The organism is Halosimplex litoreum, assembly GCF_016065055.1.
Lineage (GTDB): Archaea > Halobacteriota > Halobacteria > Halobacteriales > Haloarculaceae > Halosimplex > Halosimplex litoreum.
The window spans coordinates 1176695-1200263 of sequence record NZ_CP065856.1 but is presented as its reverse complement, the minus strand read 5'-3'; the positions used below and the strand labels follow the sequence as shown (position 1 = coordinate 1200263).

Below are 23569 nucleotides of genomic sequence, written 5' to 3'. Positions count from 1 at the left end.
ACATAGACGATGACTCGTTACGCGAAGTATCTCGTCGTTCTTCTCGTCTTGACTGCCGGTTGCCACGAGGTCGGGAACGAATCGAAGGGGTGGACAGTCGCTCCGGAAGTCTCAGACAGTGTCCAGACCGACGACGGGCACTCGACGACCGTTCAGTTCACCTTGGAGGGGAACGCGAGTCCGGTGGTTCTGAACGGCGTCAAAGTCGTGTTCCTCACTCAAAACGAAACTGTCCTCAACGAAACCGGCCTAGGAACCGTCGAGATCGACTGGGGTGGGGGTCGGTCGTTTACCGTTACCACGCCGACGCGACCGTACTACATCAACCTACGGTACGACAGCGTCGATCGACCGACCGACGCTGACGGCGGCGTCGTCGGATTACGGCTCATGGGTAGTGGAGAAAGCCAGTACCGGTACGTCACCTACGCGGAGTACACGGCGACGTACTGATAGCCGTCTGGCCGCGAACCGCTCCCCTCGATATGGACGAGCCGACGGACGGTCGAACCATCGATACCGTCCAATTCTTCTCGGGCCCGTTGAGCACCGATACCGACGACTTCGATTTCGTCCGGCCGACGTTCGGCTAGGACCTGGCCAGAGTGGACTTCCACGCGCTGGATTCGGTCGTGCGGACGGACACGTGGCTGTCGAACGAAGAGGAGGTCGACAAATCGCTCGTGTTTAAGCGGAGCGTCAACCCGTGGGATCCGGACTCTGACGACGACGGGTTGACCGACGGTCAGGAAGTTCACGATGTGACAGAAGCAGTGAGTTCCGATCTCGTCGAGATAGACGAGTCGGTGAGCTACGACACGGATCCGACGGATCCGGACACGGACGGCGACGGGTACTGGGATGGCTGGATCGGAGTCTACAACGTGAGTTCGGAGTTCACAACCAATGTTGTGCTTTATCGTGAAAATCTGCTGACTGGCGGTGGGATCGATAGTACTGAAATCGTTCAAAAGCAGGTCGGCATTCACGACATGCTTCAGTCGTCTTCGATCGGCGCAGACATCGACCGGGATGGTACTCGGGAACACTCGAACGTTCACATCGGTGAGTTGCAGTGGCATACGGATCCTACAGGGGGTAGCACACCGAACCTCAGCATATCCGTCGAAGCGGACTTCATCGCTGGACTTCCAGAAAACCGCCTCAACAACAGTGTCTGGGAAGCGGGGATCGAACAAAATCTCGCTCTTTACGGGATCGATCTGGACCTCAAACGCGATGATACCGTCACCGAGGTAGCTGCTCTCACTGGTATCGAGTCCGACATGAATACAGATCTCCACTTATCTGTGGTGAAGAAAAATAATATTGCAGGAGATTCAACCGGATATAATCTCGACGCTTCAGTGGTGCCGGCACCGATACCACTCAACGGACACATGATCTACGCGCAAACGCTCGCACAGGACGACTACAAGAACGGACAGGCTCACGTCTCCGTTTCTCCGTATAATACAGAGACTGAGCTCTACGCAGCGAAAACAGAACTGCACGAACTGGGCCACTCGTTCGACATCGGTTTGGCTGACGACCATGTCGGTCCGTTGCCGTTCTCAGAAGTATACACCGGCGGAGATGGGGACTCAACAACCGAGACACTGGCCAATCGCCCGGGTGCTCGGTGGAGTGTGATGAGTAAAGGTTGGAGGAGCGGAACAGTCTTCGAATCCGATAGTGTCGGGTACTACGTTTACTCTATCGAAGAGCTTCTGAGTATCGAAAAGCCATGACTGCTGATACAGATATCCCCCCTCGGTACTTACTGTTCGGTTGCTTGGCACTGGTAGTCGCTGCCGTCATCTACCTCGTCCTGTTTTCTGCCGCGATCTCCCCCGGACCTGGGACCGATGTTGAGTTTGACGGCCAGTTCGAAATGGTTGGAGATCGATTTCAGATGCATGGTGCGATTATCCCAAATCCTTACTCGGAACCAGGGATCGAAAATATCTCGGTCTATTTCTACTCTGAAGACGGAGAATTATTAGAGAAACGGGGAGTCGGAGAACTCAATAGTAGACTAAACGTTTCGGTACGGGTCGAAACCGCGCCAAAGTACGTGATTGTCGACTCTCCTGACTTTTGGTCCCGGTCTAATATTCAAACCCTCTACTACTACAAAGCGGGAATGTTCGACGGGCAGCCCAACTACCAGTCAAAATGGGCCTCTTCGAAGGCAGAATTCCCGAAATTTCACAGAACGTCAACGAAGACCTCGCCGAATACTGGACTGCTCAATCCAGCGGCACTCCGTACTATGGACCTTACCTTGGCTAGAACAGGCAGCAAGGTGGCATGGTAAGGACATCGTCGAGCGGCGCGGGCGCGTCGACGATCTCGTGTTGACTGACCGGACCGACGACTTCGACTTCGTGCGGCCCGACGGCGGGACGAATTTCGTCGACCGACTCGACTTCACGGCACTGGACGGGACGACCCGGACCGACACGTGGCTCTCGAACGAGGAGGAACTCGACTGGGAGGTGTTCAACGCGGGCGAGCTGGGTGTCTGGGATCCCGACACGGACGACGACGGCTTGACCGACGGTCAAGAAGTCCACGGGCTGACGAAGGTCAACGGCTGGAGTGTCGTCAAGACCGACGAGAGCGTGAGTTACGGGACCGACCCGGCGGATGCCGACACCGACGGTGACGGGTACTGGGACGGCTGGATAGGGGTCTACGGGGTAGAGTGGTCTGATAACGTCGTTCTGTACCAGGAGCATCTTTCAACTGGAGATGGGATCGAAGGTGAAGAAGTAGTGCCCGAACAGATCGGCACCCATCACGTTTCGAGTCCAGTGCCAGGTGCAGATGTCGACAGCGACGGCAAACGCGAACACTCGAATATCCATCTGGGCGAGACGTACTGGGACGGCAAAGCGGGCCATTCGGCAGATCCGATAGACGCAGGTTCGGAACCCGACCTCGACCTCGCTGTCGAAGTCGACCGGTACGAGAACGCTTCCGCTCATCCGATCGGGTTCGAACAGTTGTTCGAGAACGTTAGCAACAACTACGCGTTATACGGATTCAACATCACGTTCACAAGCTCCGATACGTTTTCCCGCTCTTATCTCCGGACTAAACTACTGCAATATGGGAAAGTCGGCTTGCCGATAGATTACAAAGAGAGCGTCGCTCTGGAGCAGATGTATCACGACGAGCCGTCGAAACTCTATATGTTCGTGACAACGGAAGGTGGGAATAACTCTGAATTCATCGTTCAAAGTTTTGATGAGGGGATCGCTTCTACAAACGGGAACAGTGCTGGATTTGGATGGGGCGTACTCATATTCACCGCGGATCACGACCAGTCTCAGAATCCAAATCACAAGCGTGCACATCATCTACAAAAGACGATAGTACACGAAGTCGGCCATATCATCGGTGCTGGACGGAAAGATGATGGTGTGGGACTCAATCCGTTCGGTGAAGTATACAGCGGCAGTGAGAACCCTCCAGTAGATCGGACTCTCGAAGCCGTTGGAAGGCCCGTATTCGACGATCCAAGATGGAGCGTCATGTCTTCCGGATGGGTAGATGAAGCGGCTGCCCACCCGATGAACGGTTCGTACATGGCATATAGTATCGAGGAGCTACTATCCGTCGAACTGCGCAACATTGCCACAGTTGAAAACGATGGTTCGTAACGATATAAGCCTCACAGCAGGGATCTGTCTATTGGTCGTTGTAGCTGGGTGTCACGCCAGTCCCCAATCGTGGACACTGGAAGGCGATGTGGAACGAATCTCTCAGATGGATACCGGGATCAACATGACAGTAACTCTCTCTATTCAGGGGCAGGGAGATGGTGTAAAACTCACAGGCGTAAAAGCCGTCTTCCTCTCCGCTAATAGGCGTGTCATCGAGAGCCACAGCCTCGGAACGATGGCCAACGAACGTGGAACGGGGTACCACAATTTCAGCGTTGTACTCCCCCAGCGCCCCCACTATATCAATTTCAAGTACGACTCACTGAGTCAACCGTCTAACGCGGCTGGGGACGCTATCGGTTTACGTTTGACCGATAAATACGAAGGAATCCACCGATACAGGACATATTCGGACTACGATCCAGAGTACTGACCGCGGGAAACCCACGATCAGAGGCGAACCGACTACTGGGCCTCAGAATTGCTTGCCGCTCTCGAAGGAGTGCAATCTGACCATGGGGACGGTCGGCACGGTGCGCCAATATGTCTCGTTCGACGCGTTCCAGCCGGGCACTGACGTGACGGTGCGGGCGGTGTCGGCGAACGTCTCGACGCGGTTGCAGGTGACGACGCGGACGGACACGGATGGTGACGGGCTGTGGAACGGCTGGGAGAACAAGACCTACACGTACGAGCACGGGGCGGCGACGGATTCGGGCCGTACGACCGGGCGGATTCGACCGACACAGACGTTCAACACGTCCTGGCAGGACCCGGACACTGACGACGACGGTGTGTTGGACAGCCAGGAGTACTCGGTGCGGCGATTACCCGCGAACGAGACGCGCGAGACAGCGCGGTTGGTCGCCAACTCGACGACACATCCGACGGACCCGGACACCGACGGTGATGGCGCATTAGACGACGAGTTCAGAGGGTGGAACATCACCGTCGTCGAGACGGCCAACGGCGACCCGTTCCGGTACTACAATCGTTCGAAGAGTGATCCACCGAAGAGTGGGCGAACGCTCGGAAGTCTACACGTCGCGTCGGATCCGCTGGACCGTGACACCGACGGTGACGGTCTCGTCGACGGCGTCGAGAAAGCGACCACGTTTACCGACCCCAGAGCCGAGGTAACGTACGAACTGACCGAGCGACATCAGGACCTCGTCGAACGTCTCGAAGCGGACGGCCGTGCCAGGGTGGCGATCGGCGCCCACATCGTCGACAATCGCGAGCAATTGTCGTCGCTGGAGTTGTCCGACCGGACCGACGACTTCGACTTCGTGCGGCCCGACGACGGGAAGAACTTCGTCGACCGGCTCGACTTCACGGCGCTGGACGGGACGACCCGGACCGACACGTGGCTGTCGAACGGGGAGGAACTCGACTGGGAGGTGTTCAACGCGGGCGAGCTGGGTGTCTGGGATCCCGACACGGACGACGACGGCTTGACCGACGGTCAAGAAGTCCACGGGCTGACGAAGGTCAACGGCCGGAGTGTCGTCAAGACTGACGAGAGCGTGAGTTACGGGACCGACCCGGCGGATGCCGACACCGACGGTGACGGGTACTGGGACGGCTGGATAGGGGTCTACGGGGTAGAGTGGTCTGATAACGTCGTTCTGTACCAGGAGCATCTTTCAACTGGAGATGGGATCGAAGGCGACGAAATCGTCTCCGAACAGGTCGGAATCCACAACGTTTCGAGTCCGATTACAGGTGCGGACATCGACGGCGACAACAACCTCGAACACTCGAATACCCACATCGGTGAACTCCACTGGGGGACCGTCCCGGAAACGCCGACACCCAGTCTGGACCAGCGAACGACTCTGCACGTCGAGGTGGACTGGATCGAAGGACAAAACCCGTACAACGAGACCATCGGCGGGCAGCGTCTGCTCGACTCGATCGAGGACAACTATGCCCTCTATGGACTCAATATCGTCTTCCACCGGGACGACCGCCTCACGACTGCCAACGTAACTAGTGTCTGCAAACAGCCTATAGCTGGGCCCGGACCTACCTGCGGTGGCACAGTCACCCTTCCTGGGTTGAACGCGCACGAACTCGACAAGGTAGAAGATCAGTACCACGACGACACCAGTAGACATCACATCCTGTTCGCGACGAACTACGCGGCTGACACACCGATATTGTCGACTCACGACCCCTTTATCGATTCCGACGTCGACGGACTCGAAGGTCACACTGGCTCACCGGGCCAACGCAATCTGATCCCGACCGCACCGTATGGATCAGTCATACTGGCCGACCAACCAGAATTAAGCGACGTCGAGACGTTGAAGAGCACGACGATGCACGAACTCGGCCACGGCCTGGGAATCGGCTGGCTCGACGACAAAGGGCCCGGCCACATCGCCGAGTGTTACAGCGGGAGTTTCTGTGTCGGTGCCTTCGGTGTTGGCGATGGCAACGATGAAACCCCCGAGGAAGTAGTCCTCGGAGGGAATAGACAAGAGGTCTGGAGTGTTATGGCCCCCACCGATGATCCGGAACCGATCAGGAATAATATGTATGGGTTCAGTATCGAAGAAGTACTGACTATCGACTTCGAGGACATCCCTTCGACAGATGACTGATCGAGTAACTCGACGCGATATCCTGACCGCTATGGTGCTCGCGGGAGTATCTGTCTCGGGATGTCACGGTCCTGGTTCGAATGTTTCGATCAGCGTCCGATCACTCAATGTGAGCGAAATGGAGTCCGAATACGAGATCCACGTTGAGACGAAAGTTGGAGTTTCCGGTGACTGGGAACCAATCCGAAACGCATCGGTGGTTGTTCAAAATGAACAGGGAACAGTTGTATGTCGTCGAAACATCGGAACGATAAATACATCGGGAAGTCAGGGGGAAACAACAATGGCGTGTGAACATTTCCCACATACGATAACGTACGAGATGGATCGGGACCCGTGCTCGGAAAGTATTCTAGTCAAAAAGATGGTCTATCAGGACGACACAGACAGTTGGGCCCCAGAAAATGTAGAGTGTTAATACCGTGGATTATTCGCGAGGCAATGAGATTATGTACGAACTCGGCCACGGCCTGGGAATCGGCTGGCTCGACGACAAAGGGTCCGGCCACATCGCCGAGTGTTACAGCGGTAGTTTCTGTGTCGGTCAGTTTGGCGTCGGTGGAGGCAACGACGAAACGCGGGAGGAGGTCGTCTTCCCCAACAGCCAGAACCCGGACTCCGTGTGGAGTATTATGGCACCGACTGGTCGACCAGATAGCCTCGATGGGGACCGCTTCGTCTTCAGCATTGAGGAACTCTTCACGGTAGACTTTGAGGATATCCCATCGAAAAATGACTGACCGATTCACGAGACGACGTTTGCTCGCTGTCGTGTCGGCAGCGATGGCTTCGTTCGCTGGCTGTGTCCCTGATTCTGGGTCTCAAGCGAGTCTCGGGACGGACTCACTCAACGTATCAGAATCAGATGGGACATACACGATTGAGATGACGCCGGAAGTCGGAGTCGTCGGTGATTGGGAACCATTCCGTAACGTATCAGTTGTAATATAAATTGAGGCGGATGTCGTCGTCTGTCGGAATCCGATTGGTGACCTCACAAAATCGGGTGAATACGATCCGGTCACTTTCACCTGCGACGAGTTCCCTCACACGATCACGTACGAGTTAGACCGTGATCCGTGCCGGGGGGATACCACCGTTCACAAGCGAGTGTACGTCGAGGAAGAAGATTGGTCGACGGAGGAGATCGTCGAATGTGACGACTGATTGGTTCGCGGTACACGATTGAGCGGGTGGTCTCCACACGGGTAGCGATCACAAAAACGATATCGGCATTCCCTACGAAACTATACTATTTGCCGGCACGAATTGGATAAATGACTGATCGAGTGACTCGACGCGAAACTCTGGCCGCAGTGGGACTCGCAGGGGTAGCTGTTGCGGGATGTCTGGCTGATTCGAATATCTCGATTAGCGTCCGGTCACTCGATGTGAGTGAGGTAGAGTCCGGGTATGAAATCCGTGCCGAGACGGAAGTCGGTGTTTCCGGCGACTGGGAACCGATCCGAAACGTATCGGTAGTCGTTCAAAACGAACAGGGAACGGTCGTCTGCCGTCATAGCATCGGGACGATAGATTCATCGGGAAGTCAGGGGGAAACAACGATAGTGTGTGATTCATTTCCATACACGATAACCTACGAAATGGACCGCGATCCGTGCTCTGGCAGCATTCTGGTCAAAAAATGGTCTATCAGAACGACTCGGACCGATGGGCCGAACAGACTGTAGAGTGCTAACACCCGGAATATTCGCGAGATAGTTATCCCACCGTTGTGATATATGATATGGTTTTCTAAATATAATTAAAATACCGGTTGGTCGACTCCCGACGGCCCCGTTCGGCTCGCTGACCGGGCGGGGATCCTCGCTCCCCCGGACGACCGGTGGGAGAGGCCGGGTCGCCGGTCAGGGGTCGACGGGGCACACCTCGCGGTCCGCCATTCTGACGCCGTCGGCGACCCAGTACAGCGAGAGAACTGCCACGGCCAGCGAAAGCACTAGGAACTCGGCGCCTTTCAACGGGAGCGCGGAAACCCCCGTAGTGACACCCAACACCGACGTGATACCCGCGAACACCGCCGCACCGCAGGGGGCACAGCCGGCACCGAGGGTCCCAACGACGACGCCGAACGCGCCTCCGGTCCCGCTTCGCAGCCCGACCGTGTTTCGGCGCAGGTGATACCCGACCACCGCGAGGTTCGTCCCGACGACGGCCGCGATGACGTACAGGAGCGTGTCCTGTAGCACGTAGGTGCTGGGGCCGGCGAGCGGATACAGCGAGGCGAGCGCCTGAACCCGGCCGACCACGGAGAGGTCGCCGCCGACGACGACCCGTCGGACGTACACCGGGCTGTTGAACGCGGCGAACGTCGTGACCGTCAACACGGCCCCGAGGACCGCCACCGCCAGCCACTGCGGCGAGCGAAGCACGTCCCGAGTCGTCCGGGCGGTTCGGCGCCAGTCCGTCGAACTGGTCGGCAGCGAGAGGCTACCCATGGCTCTCGACCGCACTGGAGAACGTACCGAAACTCTCGGTCATGATCGTCGTCACGAACTCGCCGTCCTCGAACAGGTAGGTGAGCGGGACACCGTAGAGCCCGGCGTCGTCCCCGTCGGACACTTCCGTCGATACGTACGACTCGTTGGCGCCGTTCTCCGCGGCCCGCGCGACGGCGTCGGCGTCGACATCGGTGTCCCGGAGGAACCGCCTGGTCTCCTCGACGATGTTGTCCGCCGAGAGCCGGTCCTGGTTGGCGTAGTACTTCGACTTGAGCGACCAGAACTGTTCGGGTCGCCGGCGGTTGAGCGCGACGAGGGCGTGGATAGCCGTCCGTCCCCACGGGGCGACGTACGGGTAGAGTCGGTTGTACACGGTCGCCTTCCCGGATTCGACCCACTTCGACTCGATCTCCCCGAACGTCCCGCCGTGGTAGCTGGCACACGACGGACAGCTGGGGTCGTCGAAGGTCACGAGCGTGATGTCGGTCTCTGACCGCGCGGGACCGAGTCGGGGACGCCCGTCCAACGAACTGGCGACAGGATTCGACGAAACGTCACGTTTCCCCGCGTCCGAGACGCCGCCGGATCCCAGACAGCCGGCCAGCCCACCGAGACCGGACAGGGCAGCGGCCGACAGAAACCGGCGGCGTCCGACACTCGTCCCGTTCATGCTAGAGCGGTGACTGCCGAAAGGTAAAAATATGATGCAAATCAAAAATCACGAACTGGCCGCGAAAACGCGCCCCCGCACCCGCGGTCGCCGGACCGACTCGGTGACGCCACTGGAGAGAGCCGCTTTTCGGCCGCGGCCGTCGAGGCGCTGCGGTTCGAGGACCGCCACTACGTCCCCGAGCAGCCGAGATGGCCTGATTTTCGGTTCGATCGGTACCGCGAGGGGTGGTGTGCCGGCCGCGCAGGGATCGGACTCACACGCTTGCGGATGTTCGAGACCGACCGGCGGCCGGTCTTGCGCCGAGACCTCGACCGGGCGCTCGGCGGCCTCGACCACGACAGCCTCGCGCGCGAGGACCAGGTCTGCTGCGGTAATTTCAGCCGCGTCGAGTTCCTGCTCCGCGCGTCTCGCGTCCTCGACGTCGACGCGTACTGGCGACAGGCCGAGGAGCTGGCGACCGACGCCGTCCACCGGGCCGAACAGCGGGGCGAGTTCTCCGTCCCGTGGCAGACCGACAACTGGTACGCGAAATCGCTGTTCCTGGGCGAGCCCGGGATCGGCTACAGCCTCCTCCGACTGGCCGGTGCGGACCTCCCGTGTCTCCTCCTCTGGGAGTGACCGTCCTCAGGGAGCCGGCCCGACCGCGCTCCCGTCGTCCGCGACCGGCGTCGCTCACCCTGACGAGTCCTCGGAAAGCCGCAACTCGGAGACGAGGCGGTCGCTGACGACCGCTTCGACCATGGCGAGCAGGTGCTCGTCGTCGGCGGTGTAGTCGGCGAAGACGCCCAGCGGAACTTCGCCGCCGGCCATGTCCTGGTGGCCGCCGGCGGTGCCCACGTCGGCGAAGGCGTCGTCGAGCGCGTCGCCGAGGTGGATGCGCGGGTCGGTCGTCCGCCCGCTGAGATGGATCGAGCGGCCGACGATGCCGAAGACGATGGCGGTCTCGACGCCTTCGAGCGTCTGGAGGTAGTCGGCGGCCTGGGGGAGGGCGTCGTGTTCGGTGGTGCGGCCGACGTGGGAGATGAGCACCGAGCCGCGGGTGCGGCGGTTCTCGATGGCGGTGGCGATGGCGTCGAGCGTAGCGCCGCTGGCCGACGGGCTGGCCAGTTGCCGGAGCAGGTCGGTGTCGGCGTGTTCCTGGAGGAAGCCGGCGGCCTCGTACTCGGCGCGGGTCGTCCCGCGGAGGAACTCCAGGGTCTCCCGGCGGATCGCGAACAACAGTGCGGTCGCGAGGTCCGCGTCGAGGTTCGTGTCGAGGTCGCGGACGTACTCGGTGAAGATGGTGGCGGTCGCGCCGACCGCCTCGCGGCGGTCGACGAACCGGGCGTCGACCTCGTCGGCCGGGTGGTGGTCGACGACGATATCGACGGGAGTCCCCTCGGGGACCCGGTTGTTCTGGCCGGGGACCGAGTGGTCGACGAACGCGAGCAGCGACGCTTCGGGCCGGTCCCGAACCGTCTCGGGGTCGAACCGCTCTAAGTCGATGTCGAGCAGGGTGACGAACGCGCGATTCTGCTGGTGGGAGATCTCTCCGCTGTAGACGATCTGCCACTCGTCGACGCCGGCGGACGCGGCGATCTGTCCGAGCGCGAGCGCGCTCGCCAGGCAATCGGGGTCAGGGTTGTTGTGACAGAGGATGGTGATCGATTCGCCCGCTCCGAGCAGGTCGCGAAGCTCGCCGGCGGGGCGCGTCGTCGATGGCTCGCTCATCGTGTGGTTCGGGCGAACGGTCTAGACGTGCGGCCGACAAAACACCCCGGCCGGCACACGCCACCGACGTTCGAGGGACGGCCACTACCCGCCACTGCCCCCGATCCCGCCGCCGAGCGCGTATTAGGTGTATCATGGCTACGGGGGTCCCATGATAGGTATGTAGATAACCGCTAAGGGTGACCAGTCGTCCGGATCAGGTGTGACCGAACGACGCCACGCCGACGACGCGAACCGACGGACCGGGGCGGTGGTACGCCGTGAGTGACGCGGCCAGGCACCCGCGCGTGCTGGACCTGCCCCGCGACGAGACCGGGCTGGCGACGACGACCGTCGCGCTCAGACGACTGCAGGAGCTGTTGCCGGAGTTCCTCGTCGACCGAGTGACCGACGCCGACGCCGAGGGGCTGGTCGTCCCGCTGGACGGCGGGGTCGCCACCGCGACGGCGGTGGCGCTGGCCGTCGACGCGGTCGGCGCCGAAGACGTGCTCGCGCTCACGATGCCCGCGGGGTTGACCGACGAGGCGACCGCGCGGACCGCCGAGACGGTCGCGGAGATGCTCGGCGTCGACCACCGGCGACTGCAGCTGCAGCCGGTCGTCGCGGCGTTTCAGGAGACGGTGGGCGACGCCGGCGGTCCGGCCGACGATATCGTCGCGACGGACAACGCCGTCGAGCGGTTCCGGACGGCGACGACCTACTACTTCGCCAACCGTCGGGAGTCGCTGGTCGTCGGGCCGGTCGACCGGACGGCCCGGCTGCTCGGGTCGGCGACGAAGTACGGCGAGACGGGCGTCGACTGTTTCCTGTTCGGCGATCTCTACTGGACGGAGGTCCACGCGCTCGCTGCGGCGATGGACCTGCCGGTCGACCTGCTCGGAGGGGCCGAGCGCGCGCCGCCTCACGACTCGACCGACGCGGACAGGCTCGACGTCGACGTCGAGACAGTCGACCGGGCGCTGCGACTCCACGTCGACGAGGGCCGCGAGCCGCGGGCGGTTGCCGACCGTCTGGGGATCGACCGCTCGGTCGTGACCCGGCTGAAAGAGTGGTGCGCGACGACGCGACACAAGCGACACATGCCGCCCAAACCGTCGACGAACCGGTGAGTGCGGGGTTCGATGTCGCCCGTCCGCGGGTTCGGGAGGGGGCCGCCCGTCGGGTTCGCTCTGCGGTACCCCTAAGGGCGGCTACCCGCTAGGGCGGGTGTGGATGCGTCACGCCTGAGCCCGCGGACGGTCGCGCTCGCCGTGCTGTGCGTCGCGGTGATCGCGTTCGCGGCGGCGACGCTCGACTCGACGACTGACCCGAGCGCGTCGGCCGGCGCGGGATACACCGGCCCGGTCGACCAGCTGGGTGGCGAGCGCACCCCGGCCGAGGAGTCGACCGGCGACAGCAGGAGCCAGCGCGACTCGTTGTTCGACCTCGACTTCGAGCGGGGGACGCCGCTGCAGTTCTGCCAGCCGTGGCTCAAACAGCCGCTCGTCCAGCTGCTGTTGGTGCTCGGGACCGTCGGCGTGTTCTCGGTCGGTCGCTGGCTCGACGACGCGGCGACGGGGCTGGCCGCCGTCTTCGTCGTCGGTTACCCCGGTTTCTTCCTGTATCTCCTCTTTACGACCTGTCGGTCGGACCTGGGGCTGCTCTCGCTCGCCGACGGTGGCCGACCCGCACAGGAGGGCGGCGGGCTGTTCGGCGGGGAGGCCACCGTCGCGCCGCCCTCGTTCTCGACGGCCGCGCTGCTCGTGCTCGTCGTCGTCACGCTGGTCGCCGTCGCCGCGCTGGTGTTGACCGGTAACCACGACCAGCGCGAGGACCACGAGCGCGGCGGCGACGAGGACGACCCCGAGCCTGAGTCGCCCGCGGATATGCGGGCGGTCGGCGCGGCCGCGGGGCGGGCGGCCGACCGCATCGAGGAGAGCGACGAGTTCGAGAACGAAGTCTACCGGGCGTGGGCGGCGATGACCGACCACCTCGCGGTCGACCGACCCGAGTCGAGCACGCCCGCCGAGTTCGCGACCGCCGCGACGGCCGCGGGGATGGACCCGTCGGACGTGGCCCGGCTCACAGAGGTCTTCGAGGAAGTGCGCTACGGCGGCGAGGAGCCGACGGCTGAACGCGAGCGAGCGGCCGTCGAGACGCTGCGGCGGATCGAGGCGACCTACGCCGACGCGGACGCCGAGGGGTCGCGGGGCGAGGACGGTGTCGACGGGGAGGCGAACGACCGATGAGTCGGAGCGTCACGGCGACGCTGGGGGTGCTCCTGGGCGTCGTCGGGCTCGCCGCGCTCGCCGTCCCGTCGATTACGACGCCGCTACCGACCGGCGAGTCGTTCGTCCTGATCGTCGGGTTGGTCCTCCTCCTAGGGGCGGTGGCGCAGGTCCAGCGCCGACGCCACACCGACCTCGAGTACGCGGAGACGCCGGATGCCGAGCTGGCGGTCAACCTGCCGACGCCGGGCGACGACCTGGACCGGCGGCTCGGTCGGCTGCAGCTGACGCGGTTCAACGAGGCCGAACGCCACCGCATCCGCGACGAGATCGGCGGCGTGGCCGCCGAGACGATCCGGCGCCGCGAGCGCGGCTCGGCGGAGGCGGCCCAGCGGGCGCTCGACGAGGGGACCTGGACCGACGACCCGTTCGCGGCGGCCTTCTTCACCGGTCGGGTGCCCGAGGCGCCGACGACCGACCGCCTCCGGGAGCTGTTCGACCGCGAGTCGCCGTTCAAGCGCCGCGCCGTCCGGGCGATCGACGCGCTCGAACGGCTGCTGGAGGCAGACGACAGGCGGGCGGTCGACGACCGACGCGAGACCGACGGCCAACCGGAGGCCGACGATGAGTGAGGACGGCCCCGAGCGGCCGGACGGCGGCCGGGCGGTGATCGACGAGGCCGACGAGCCGTCCGTCGCGGTCGACGACGAACGTCGGACGGCCGATGGGTCCGAGCGGGACGACGACGCGGTGGAGACGGCGCCGGCCGACGGGACGAGCGCGGGCGACGCCTCGGTGGACACGGGCGGGGCCGGGGAGATAGCGGCGGCGACGGTTCGGTCGTCGCGGCTCCGGTCGACCAACCACTGGGTAGGGTTCGCGACGCTCGTCTTCGGCTCGGCGGGGCTGGGGGCCCTGTTGCGCTCGCGGCCGCTCATGCTCGCGGCGGTGGTCGGCGTCGGGTATCTCGCGTACGCGAACACGACCGAGGCGCCCGAGCCCGAGCTCGCCATCCAGCGGCGCCTCTCCGAGGAGGACCCGGAGCCGGGGGACACCGTCGAGGTGACGGTCGTCGTCGAGAACGTGGGCGAGGCGGCGCTGGCGGACCTGCGGGTCGTCGAGCAGGTGCCGGAGGCGCTTGCGGTCACCGACGGACCGGCGCGGGCGGCGACCGCGCTCCGCCCGGGCGCGCGGATGACCTTCTCATACACCGTCCTCGCGCGGCGGGGGGCCTACCGGTTCGAGGGGGTGACCGTGATCGCCCGCAACGCCAGCGGCAGTCGCGAGCGCGAACTCGACGTCGGGACCGAGTCGGCGGCGATCACCTGTCTGGCCCCGGTCGACGCGACCGCGACGGTCCCGTTGCGCGGGCTCACGTCGCCGTACACCGGCCGCGTCTCGACGGACTCCTCGGGCGAGGGGACCGAGTTCTCGTCGCTACGGGAGTACCAGCACGGCGACTCCCTCTCGCGGATCGACTGGAACACGTTCGCCCGCGACCGGACGCTGACGACGATGGAGTTCCGCGAGGAGCGCATGGCGACGGTGGTGGTCGTCCTCGACCTGCGCCCGGAGGCGTACCTCCAGGCCGGCGACGACGGCCAACACGCCGTCGACCGGGGCATCGACGCCGCTCGCCGCGTGTTCAACTCGCTGCTCGACACGGGCGACCGCGTCGGGATCGCCGCGTTCGCGGCCGAATCCGTCTGGCTGTCGCCCGGCGCGGGGCCGACTCACCGCGCTCGCGCCCGTGAACTGCTGTCCACCCACTCGGCGCTGTCGCCGCTCCCGCCCGACGGGCGGGTGTATGTCCGCTTCCAGCTGCGTCGGCTGGCCCAGCGACTCGACGACGACGCGCAGGTGGTGTTCGTCTCGCCGATGCCCGACGACACCAGCACGGTGATCGCCCGCTCGCTGCACGTGCGGGGCCACGCAGTCACCGTCATCAGCCCGGACCCGACGATGAGCGACACGCCCGGGCGGCGGCTGGCGGCCGTCGAGCGGTCGAACCGGCTGAACGACTTGCGGGGCAGCGACGTGCGCGTCGTCGACTGGGACGGTGACGAGCGGCTGGCCGAGGCGCTCGAGCGCGCACGCAGGCGGTGGTCTGGATGAGCGGCGCGAGACCGGCCGTGGTCCGGACGAGCCGTGTGGCGCCGGCGCGGCCCGGGAGGCGGTCGTCGTGAGCGGGACGGAGATCACGCGTCGGCCGGGGCGGCACTCGTTGGTCGTCTCTGGCGTCGCGGGCGCGACGGCGGCGGCGATGGCGTTGACCGGCGGTGGGACCGGTGCGGTCGTGGCGGCGCTGGGGACGCTCGCGTTGCTCGCGGGCGTCCACAGGGCGAACCACCGCGCCGTCGACGCGGGCGGGCTGGTGGCCTTCCTCGGCGTCGCCGTCGCGGCGCTGTCGGACGCCCCCGCGGCGGCGGTCCTGTTCGGGACGGTCGCGGCGGTCGTCGCCTGGGACACCGGGACAAACGCCGTCTCGCTGGGCCGACAGCTGGGGGCGCAAGCCGACACCGTCCGCGCGGAGAATCTCCACGCGATGGTCGGTGCCGTCGTCGGCCTCCTCACGGCCGTCTTCGGGCTCGTCCTCTTCGAGGTCGGGCCGACCCGCCAGCCAGTCACCACGCTCTTTGTCCTCCTGATCGCCGCGACGCTGCTCGTCGTCGCGCTGAACCGGTGAGGCGCCGACCCGGCGGCGTCTGGACGCGTGTAACCGAGCGATACGCTCGGGTTACCGCCGGATCGCTCCGCTCGCCACCGCGTCGAGCGGCCTCGGGGTTCCGAGCGGTGGAGCGACCGGGCCGGCCGGTGCGGTCCGCTCCGACCGCGTCGAGTGAACTCGGCGAGTACTCCCGGCTTACGACAGCGAAACGTCTCGATACCGGCCGTTTCAGGGTCGATTACTACGAGCCGTCCGTCCGTGTGCTCGAGCATGGTCGAAGGCAGCACGTCCGACGGGCCGTCGGTCGCGGTGCCGGTCACGAACGTCCCGAGCACCGTCGCCACGATCCGCTCGCTCGGCCCGCGGGGCATCCACACGGTCGTCCTCTCGGAGAAGTCCACCTCCCAGGCCTTCGCCTCGAAGTACTGTGACGAGGTCGTCACGACGGCCGACCCCAGCGCGGACCTGCTCGCCTACAGGGACGACCTGCTCGACGTGGCGGCTCGTGACGACGTTCGGACCATCGTCCCCGTCCGCGAGGTCGACGCGTACGTTCTCTCGCGATACCGGTCGGCGTTCGAACCGCACGTCTCCCTGCCGGTGCCGGACGTCGAGCGACTGGAGCGGGTCCACGACAGGCTGTTGCTGGCCGAGGAAGCCCGGGCGGCGGGCGTTCCGGTGCCAGAGACCTACCGACCGGACGAGGTCGATGACTGGTCGCGCGACCTGCTCGCCAAGTCCCGGTACAACCTGCTCACGGCCACCTACGACGACTCGCTGGGGCCCGAGGAGAGCGCGACCTCGGACACCATCGAGCACCTCGAAGCCGGGGTGGTGCCGGATCTGGACTCGCTGCGGGCCCGCCACCAGGTCGAGCCGATCGTCCAAGAGTTCGTCCCGGCCGACGAGGAGTTCATGGTCGCAGCCCTGTACGACTCCGGGGAGCCACTGGCCGTGTTCCAGCACCGCCAGGTCCGTGGGACCCGCTACACCGGGTCGGGCGGCGCCTACCGCGAGTCGGTGTCGATCCCCGAACTCGAGGCGGTGGCGACGGACCTGCTCGACCACCTCGAGTGGCACGGGCTGGCCTGTCTGGAGTACCTGCGAGACGAGACCACCGGCGAGTTCGTCCTCGCGGAGATCAACCCGCGCATGTGGCAGTCGCTCGCCTCGACCGTCGCGATGGGCGCGGACTTCCCCCGGTACTACTGGCAGCAGGCGACCGGCCGGGCCGACGAGATCGATCCCGCCTACGACGTCGGCGTCGGCTGCCACTGGGTGAAAGGCGAGTTCCTCCACGCGCTGAGTCTGTTCCGCTTCGACTCCCCGCACGTCGAGCGGCCGGGCTACGCCGCGACGCTGCGCGATATCGCCGTCTCAACCTATCGACACCCGCGGTTCGACTACCTCTCGCTCGACGACCCCGGCCCCTTTCTCCAGGACTGCTCGACGCTCCTCGCCGAGTTGCCCGCCGTCCCGAGACTGCAGATCGGAGGCTGAGCCGACCGATCGGTGTCGTCCTCACCGACGCACTCGCTTCAGGCCGCCCCGGCGGTGCCGTCCCGGTCCGCCGCCAGCAGTTCGACGACGGTCTTCGCCAGGCCGAGGACGACTGGGCCGACGAACAGGCCCAGAAAGCCGAAGGCGGCGATCCCGCCGAAGATACCGACGACGAGCAGGGCGGGGTTGAGTCGCGCACCGCGGCGCATCGCGAACGGCCTGACCACGTTGTCCGAGCCGCTCACGACGACGGCCCCGTAGACGGTCAACCCGACCGCGGCCGCCGTCTGGCCCGTAACCGCGAGGTACACGACCACCGGGATCCAGACCACCGACGCGCCGATGAGCGGGAGCAAGGAGAGCGCGAACGTCAGCACGCCCCAGAAGACGAGGTCGCCGAAGCCGACGACGGCCAGACCGAGGACCGTCAGCACCGCCTGCAGGGCGGCGACGACGACGTTGCCGACGACGGCCGCCCACAGCAGGTCGTCCGTGCGGCGGAACAGCTTCGCTGTCTCCGCCTCCGCTAGCGGACTGTTCGCGCGGACCCACGTCAGGAGCGCGTCGCCGTCGCGAAGGAGGTAGAAGAACGTGAACAGGAACACCACCACGCCGATGGCAGCCCCCGGGATCAGGCCGACGACGCCGGCGACCCGGCCGGTGAGCCCGCCGAGAACCGCGCTGGCGAGGTCCCCGAGCGAGCTGTCGGACATCGCCGGGACGCGAGCCGTCCCGAGCCACTCGCGGAGCCCGACCGCGAGGCTGTCGGTGTCGGGGACCTCGACGCCGCGGCCCAGCGAGACCGCCTGCTCGACCGCGACGCCGACAAGCAGCGCCAGCGGGACGAGGACGACCAGCGTCGTCGCGACGGTCGTGACCAGCGCCGCGACGGTCGCGTTCGCCCGGCGCGCGAGTCGCTCGTTGACGGGGGCGACGAGGTAGGCCAGCAACCCCCCCAGGACGATCGCCTGAAACAGCGGGACCACCATCAGGACGGAGAGGGTGCCGAGCGCGAGCAGCGTCGCGAGGAGAGCAGTTCGCGATGTGTCGCCGTCGGTCACCCGAGCGTCACCGACTGGTCGGTACAGGGCCCGACGGTTTTGTAATGCTCAGCCATCTCCCGACCGCTCCGGTCGCACCCGATCGGTCGCGCGTCGCCACGTGGTCGCCACCGGACAAGGCCGACCATACCGGGCGGGACCCCGGTGACAGAGGCTGGAACCGGCCACATTACGAAGCGACCGGCCGGCGAACTCGCACCGACCGCGGGTCGTCGGCACCCGATCCCGGATCGCCGTCTCGACCCGAGACCCACGATCATGATACGAAATCGAATCACAGAGCACCGCGGGACAGCTCTCGAAACGAAACGGCGACCCGGTGAGGTGCGGGGATGAGCCCGCCAGGGGGGCGAGAGCGACGCCAGCGGCGTCGCGAAGCGAGGCGCCAGCGCCGCGCGAGCAGGCGAGGCGGGTCGGCAGCGCCACCGCCTCGGGGAGGTGTCGGACCAGGTCCACCGTCCACAGTGCCACCCGATCGGGGCGTCGGGTCGGGCGGTCAGACGGCGACGCCGACCCGCTACCGGATGCGCGAGCGACTGCTCGCGATCGGCGACGACTTCGTGATCGAGACGGCGGCGGGTCAGCCCGCGTTTCGGGTCGACGGAAAGGCGCTCCGGGTCCGCGACACGATCCAGATCCGGGACCGAGAGGGGACTCCGCTCTACCGCGTTCAGGAGCGCATGCTCCGGTTCAGGGAAACGATGGTGATCGAGCGAGACGGGCAGCGAGTGGCGACTATCCACAAGGCGCTGGTGACGCCGCTGCGCGATCGCTTCGACGTACAGGTCGAGGGCGGCCCGCCGTTGTCCGTCCAAGGGAACGTCTTCGACCACGAGTACGCGATCACGCGCGACGGCCTGCGGATCGCCACCGTCTCGAAGCGGTATTTCCGCGTCCGGGACACATACGGCGTCGAGGTTGTACCGGGCGAGGACGACGCGTTCGTCCTCGCCGTCGTCGCCGCCATCGACGAGCTTCGCGAATCCGAGCAGGGAGACCGTCGGCGCGTCGGCCGGTGACGCGTCGGGCACGGACGGCCCCGACCGCCGCGGTCCCGACTGCGTCGGGGAGTATGGACACCTTTCTCGGTCGGCTCCGCCGGTACCGCCACCGTTCGCGAGCGCCACGGTAGCCGGACTCAAGACACCGTGCGATGTACGCGTGGCACGGTCGTCTCCGCCGAGATCCGGCCGGGCCGGCGTTCGCCGACCGGTCGGACCGGTCTCCGGCTACAGCTCGCCTTCCCGTTCCATCGTTCGGAGCTCGCTGACGCGCTGGTAGATCTCGTCCATCTCGCAGTCCTCGCGCTTGTCGTCGACGTGGCCGTACAGCAGGCCCATGCGGTGGTTACTGCGCAGGTCGTCCTCGTTACGTGCGAGGAAGTCCCAGTACAGCGCGTTGAACGGGCAGGCGCCCTTGCCGGTGGTCTGGTCGGGGTCGTAGGCGCAGCCCTCGCAGTAGTCGCTCATCCGGTCGACGTAGTTGGCCGAGGAGACGTACGGTTTGGTGGCGAAGACGCCGCTGCCGTAGCTCCCCATCTCGACGACGTTGGGCGTGGTCACCCAGTGGTAGGCGTCGACGTAGGTCGCGTGGAACCACTCGTTGAGTTCGTCGGGGTCGACCCCCCACAGCGTCGCGAAGTTCGAGAGGACCATCAGTCGCTGGATGTGATGGGAGTAGCCCCGGTCGTACACGTCGCCGACGCTGCCGCCGACGCAGGCCATGTCGGTCTCACCGCTCCAGAACAAGTCGGGTAGCGGTCGCTCGGCGCCCAGCTGGCTCGCTTCGGCCAGGTCGGGCATGGCGTGGCGGTAGACGTGGCGCATGAACTCCCGCCAGCCGAGGAACTGGCGGATGGCCCCCTCTGCGGAGTTGAGTGGCACGTCGTCGCGGGACCGGTAGGCGTCCTCGATCGCGGTGACCGCCTCCCAGGGATGGAGCAGGCCGAGGTTGACCGCGGGCGACAACAGCGCGTGGGCCATCGCGGGGTCGTCGGCGCGCATCGCGTCCTGATAGGGGCCGAATTCGGGCAAGCGCTCGGTGACGAAGTGGTCGAGGGCGGCGAGCGCGTCCTCGCGGGTGACCGACCAGGGAAAGTCCGACGTCGACCCCCAGGTGTCGAACTCCGCGGCGACCCACTCGCTCACTTCCGCGGTCAGATCGTCGAGTTCGGGCTCGTAGACCGGCGGGGCCGCCCAGTCGTCGGGCGGGAACTCGCGATTGTCCTCGTCCAAGTTCCACTCGCCGCCGACCGGGCTCCCGTCCTCGCGCAGGAGAACGCCGCTCTCGCTGCGCAGCCACCGGTAGAACCCCTCGTGGCGGAAGGCGTCGGTCTCGCCGTCGGCCCACTCGTCGAAGGCGGCGCGGGTGGAGCAGAACAGTTCGTTGCCGACGAGTTCGAGGTCGCCGCCGACGGCGTCGACCAGATCGGCGAAGCGGTCGCCGCTGCGGTGGCTCGGCGAGCGCATGGCGACGAGCGTGTCGTCGGGGTGGCGGTCGAAGTACGTCGCGAGACCCTCGCGGAAGGTTTCGGTCCGCACGTACTCGACCTCGTAGCCAGCCTCGCGGAGTTCGTCGCGGACGTGACGCATCGCGGCGAAGACGAGTGTGAGCTTGTGGTGGTGGTAGGGCTTGCGACGGGCGAACCCGTGGGCTTCGATCATGCAGACGCGCGATCCCGAGGGCGCGCGATCGAGCGGCCCGACCTCGGGGTGGAGGTGGGTCCCGAGGATCCACGGGACGCGGTTCGAGTCGTCAAGATCGTATTCGTCGGGGGTGCCGACGACCGGGCGTAGCTGTGTCATGGCGGAGACGGGGCCGATATACGGGGTACGATCACTGGCACAATAGAGAGGGTACCCACACAGTTCGATCGACGGACGGTCGACCGGCCACGGACTCGCCGTCACCCCGCGGTTCGGATCGTCCGGGTCGGAGACCAGCGGTGGGTGCGTCGGGCCCGAACCCGCTCTCGCTCTCCGACAACGTTCCGCCGCCGAACGTCGTGCCGTCGCCGGTCGCCGGTTCGGACCCGGCGACGTCGCCTTCGGAGAGTTGCTCCTCGACGAAGCCGACGCGAACGACCATCTCGCGGTCGAACTCGGCGGACAGCTGATCGTCCCACCGCTGGGCGAGGTCGGGCGGGGCCGTCTCGTTGCGCGGGAGGCCGACCAGTACGTTCACCCGCGCCTCGTTCCCGAGGATCAGGTCGATCGGTTCGTAGTCGACGCCGACCGAGAGGAGTTCGACCCCTTCGACGTCGGCCTCGTCGAAGCGCTGTTGCAGTTCGCCCGAGACGCGCTGTTCGAACGACTGAGTCTGGTAGGTCGTCCACGTGACGGCGCCGAGTGCGATCGAGAGGACGGCGATCGCGACGGCGAGGACGACGACGCGGGAGAACACCGAGGCGCGGACGCCTTCGAACTGTCCCGCGTCGATCGGTTTGAACCCCGAGAGATAGAACAGGACGAGCGCCGAGACGTTGATCGCGAGCAGGTTGACGACGACGAGGACGGTCGCCGCGACGACGACGCCGGGCGGGCCGAAGGCGATGCCGAGCCCGGCGGTCGCCGCGGGCGGGACGAGCGCGACGGCGATCGCGACGCCGACCAGGGTCGAACCCGACCCGCGCATGATGCTGATCGACCCGGCGAGCCCGGACCCGAGCGCGAGAAACAGCGACAGGAAGTTCGGGCTCGTCCGTTCGGCGACCTGCGGGATGGTCGTGATGTCGAGTCCGGGTGGAACGAGGATGGTCTGCTGGAGGACCAGTCCCATGACGGCCGCCGTCGCGATCGCTGCGACGAGCCCCGTCGCCTGCAACACGGCGCCCCGACGGGCCATCTTCGGCTCGTCGAGGATCGTTCCCACCGAGGCGGAGATCGCCGGTCCCATCAGCGGAGCGACGACCATCGCGCCGATGATCGTCGCCGCGGAATCGAGCAACAGCCCGGTCGTCGCGATGACGGTACTCAGCAGGAGGAAGGCGAAAAACGTCGAATTGGCGGGTGCCAGATCTTGAGCCCGGGCGTACAGCTCCTCGCGGGAGATCCGGAGTCCGGGGAACTTCTCGGCGAGCGCCGAGAGCCGCTGGGAGACGACCGTCTCCGTGGGCACGACGATAGTGTAGGAGTCCTCGCGGATACCGGCGGCCACGAGGTCCTCCAGCACCGGTTCGACCCCGCCCGGCGGGACCGGGAACTGTGCCATCGCCTCGAAGTCGCCGCGGCCGACCTCGTCGAACACGGCGTAGTCGATGCCCTCCTCGTCGAGCGCGTCGAGGACGGGCGCGCGATTCCCTTCCGGGATCAGGACCTGAACGAGTCGCATCTATCTCGGGTGGTCTCCGTCGCGAATCGAACCGGGGTCGTCGGGCGGCCGACCCGAGCGACGACCGCCGGCAGTATGAGTGTGCTACGCTCCGACTGGTCTGCGGCGCGACCGGTCGCGCCGCGGCGGCTGTCGCTTCATCCAGCGACCTCTTCTGCGGCGAACGTCTCGCGTAGCTGCGTCTCCTCGTCGGGAGAGAGGTTGGTCTCGATGACCTCGAAGTCCACGTCCCCGGTCTCCTCGGCGATGCGCTCCAGGTTGGCGTCGCGAGTGAGGAGGAACAGTGCCGAGTGACCCGGCTCGACGGTCTCGCTGACCTCCTCGATGAACGAGTCGTCGATCCCGATGTCACCGAGCTTTCCGGAGACCGCGCCGGCGGCGGCACCCGCGAGCAACCCCGCCCACGGAGCGAAAAACAGCAGCCCGATCAGCATGCCCCAGAAGGCACCGCCGAGGGCGCCCGCGCCGACGAGGCTATGGGCCTGTTTGACCTTCGCGCGACCGTTCTCCTTTCGGACCATCACCGCGGCGTCGTCGAGTGTGATCAGCTCCCGCCGCTGGAAGTCGTACATCTTCTCGCGCATCTGCTCGGCGCCGTCTTCGGTGTCGAACGCCAGTACGACGAGTGAACTCATACGTCCGACCGTGAGTGGAGTTCACACATAGTAATAGACGC

General features: G+C 65.4%; 22 protein-coding genes. 15 read left to right on the top strand and 7 right to left on the bottom strand.

The genetic code is table 11. The features are described from left to right. Positions 1-9: 9 nt before the first annotated feature. From I7X12_RS05880 to I7X12_RS05850, 7 genes are all read left to right on the top strand, one after another. A complete protein-coding gene (locus I7X12_RS05880; protein WP_198062926.1) occupies positions 10-453 on the top strand; it encodes a hypothetical protein in 444 nt (147 codons plus the stop codon). Between the two features lie 152 nt (positions 454-605). Further along, the gene (locus I7X12_RS05875; RefSeq protein ID WP_198062925.1) at positions 606-1751 is read left to right on the top strand and encodes a hypothetical protein; all 1146 of its coding nucleotides are present in this window, start codon (positions 606-608) and stop codon (positions 1749-1751) included. 44 nt (positions 1752-1795) lie between these two features. Then, positions 1796-2320: a hypothetical protein gene (locus tag I7X12_RS05870; RefSeq protein WP_198062924.1), complete on the top strand. Its 525-nt coding sequence runs from the start codon at positions 1796-1798 to the stop codon at positions 2318-2320. A gap of 40 nt (positions 2321-2360) precedes the next feature. After that, positions 2361-3671, top strand: a complete 1311-nt coding sequence (locus I7X12_RS05865) for a hypothetical protein (RefSeq protein WP_198062923.1) — start codon at positions 2361-2363, stop codon at positions 3669-3671. A gap of 106 nt (positions 3672-3777) precedes the next feature. Next, entirely contained in the window at positions 3778-4107 is a 330-nt protein-coding gene (locus tag I7X12_RS05860; RefSeq protein WP_198062922.1) for a hypothetical protein, read from the top strand. A gap of 82 nt (positions 4108-4189) precedes the next feature. After that, a complete protein-coding gene (locus I7X12_RS05855) occupies positions 4190-6283 on the top strand; it encodes a hypothetical protein (RefSeq protein ID WP_198062921.1) in 2094 nt (697 codons plus the stop codon). Positions 6284-6732: 449 nt separating this feature from the next. Next, positions 6733-7023, top strand: a complete 291-nt coding sequence (locus I7X12_RS05850; protein ID WP_198062920.1) for a hypothetical protein — start codon at positions 6733-6735, stop codon at positions 7021-7023. A 1128-nt stretch (positions 7024-8151) separates the two neighbouring features. On the opposite strand, the gene I7X12_RS05845 is transcribed toward I7X12_RS05850, so the two are convergent. Both I7X12_RS05845 and I7X12_RS05840 read right to left on the bottom strand, forming a co-directional pair. Further along, positions 8152-8742: a hypothetical protein gene (locus tag I7X12_RS05845; protein ID WP_198062919.1), complete on the bottom strand. Its 591-nt coding sequence runs from the start codon at positions 8740-8742 to the stop codon at positions 8152-8154. After that, on the bottom strand, positions 8735-9415 hold the full coding sequence (locus I7X12_RS05840) for a DsbA family protein (protein ID WP_198062918.1): 681 nt from the start codon (positions 9413-9415) through the stop codon (positions 8735-8737). Before I7X12_RS05840 ends, I7X12_RS05845 begins: the two co-directional genes overlap by 8 nt. A 150-nt stretch (positions 9416-9565) precedes the next feature. On the opposite strand from I7X12_RS05840, the gene I7X12_RS05835 reads away from it, so the two are divergent. Next, the gene (locus I7X12_RS05835) at positions 9566-10036 is read left to right on the top strand and encodes a lanthionine synthetase LanC family protein (RefSeq protein ID WP_198063799.1); all 471 of its coding nucleotides are present in this window, start codon (positions 9566-9568) and stop codon (positions 10034-10036) included. A gap of 54 nt (positions 10037-10090) precedes the next feature. Here I7X12_RS05835 and I7X12_RS05830 read toward each other — a convergent pair whose 3' ends face one another. Continuing rightward, entirely contained in the window at positions 10091-11128 is a 1038-nt protein-coding gene (locus tag I7X12_RS05830; protein ID WP_198062917.1) for a DHH family phosphoesterase, read from the bottom strand. A 260-nt stretch (positions 11129-11388) separates the two neighbouring features. On the opposite strand from I7X12_RS05830, the gene nadE reads away from it, so the two are divergent. The 6 genes from nadE (at position 11389) to I7X12_RS05800 (ending at position 17503) form a co-directional block, all read left to right on the top strand. After that, complete coding sequence (gene nadE / locus I7X12_RS05825; RefSeq protein ID WP_232343070.1) at positions 11389-12237, top strand: NAD(+) synthase; 849 nt, start codon at positions 11389-11391, stop codon at positions 12235-12237. Between the two features lie 99 nt (positions 12238-12336). Then, positions 12337-13356 carry a DUF4129 domain-containing protein gene (locus I7X12_RS05820; RefSeq protein ID WP_198062916.1) on the top strand — a complete coding sequence of 340 codons (1020 nt, stop codon included), beginning with the start codon at positions 12337-12339 and terminating at the stop codon, positions 13354-13356. Continuing rightward, positions 13353-13967, top strand: a complete 615-nt coding sequence (locus tag I7X12_RS05815; protein ID WP_198062915.1) for a DUF7269 family protein — start codon at positions 13353-13355, stop codon at positions 13965-13967. The genes I7X12_RS05820 and I7X12_RS05815 overlap by 4 nt, the downstream gene beginning before the upstream one ends. After that, the gene (locus tag I7X12_RS05810; protein WP_198062914.1) at positions 13960-15450 is read left to right on the top strand and encodes a DUF58 domain-containing protein; all 1491 of its coding nucleotides are present in this window, start codon (positions 13960-13962) and stop codon (positions 15448-15450) included. Before I7X12_RS05815 ends, I7X12_RS05810 begins: the two co-directional genes overlap by 8 nt. Before the next feature lie 109 nt (positions 15451-15559). Continuing rightward, positions 15560-16021 (top strand): DUF7519 family protein, encoded by a 462-nt coding sequence (locus tag I7X12_RS05805; protein ID WP_198062913.1) that lies wholly within the window; start codon positions 15560-15562, stop codon positions 16019-16021. 252 nt (positions 16022-16273) lie between these two features. After that, a complete protein-coding gene (locus I7X12_RS05800; RefSeq protein WP_198062912.1) occupies positions 16274-17503 on the top strand; it encodes a carboxylate--amine ligase in 1230 nt (409 codons plus the stop codon). A 38-nt stretch (positions 17504-17541) separates the two neighbouring features. Here I7X12_RS05800 and I7X12_RS05795 read toward each other — a convergent pair whose 3' ends face one another. Beyond that, positions 17542-18564, bottom strand: a complete 1023-nt coding sequence (locus I7X12_RS05795) for an AI-2E family transporter (protein WP_198062911.1) — start codon at positions 18562-18564, stop codon at positions 17542-17544. Positions 18565-19028: 464 nt separating this feature from the next. Here I7X12_RS05795 and I7X12_RS05790 point away from each other — a divergent pair, with 464 nt between their 5' ends. Continuing rightward, positions 19029-19583, top strand: a complete 555-nt coding sequence (locus I7X12_RS05790; RefSeq protein ID WP_198062910.1) for an LURP-one-related/scramblase family protein — start codon at positions 19029-19031, stop codon at positions 19581-19583. Between the two features lie 210 nt (positions 19584-19793). Here the strand turns inward: I7X12_RS05790 and I7X12_RS05785 are convergent, their stop codons facing one another. From I7X12_RS05785 to I7X12_RS05775, 3 genes are all read right to left on the bottom strand, one after another. Beyond that, entirely contained in the window at positions 19794-21368 is a 1575-nt protein-coding gene (locus tag I7X12_RS05785) for a cryptochrome/photolyase family protein (RefSeq protein WP_198062909.1), read from the bottom strand. Positions 21369-21399: 31 nt separating this feature from the next. Next, a complete protein-coding gene (locus I7X12_RS05780; protein WP_198062908.1) occupies positions 21400-22893 on the bottom strand; it encodes a TIGR00341 family protein in 1494 nt (497 codons plus the stop codon). Between the two features lie 137 nt (positions 22894-23030). Next, the gene (locus I7X12_RS05775) at positions 23031-23528 is read right to left on the bottom strand and encodes a DUF1269 domain-containing protein (RefSeq protein WP_198062907.1); all 498 of its coding nucleotides are present in this window, start codon (positions 23526-23528) and stop codon (positions 23031-23033) included. Positions 23529-23569 lie beyond the last annotated feature (41 nt).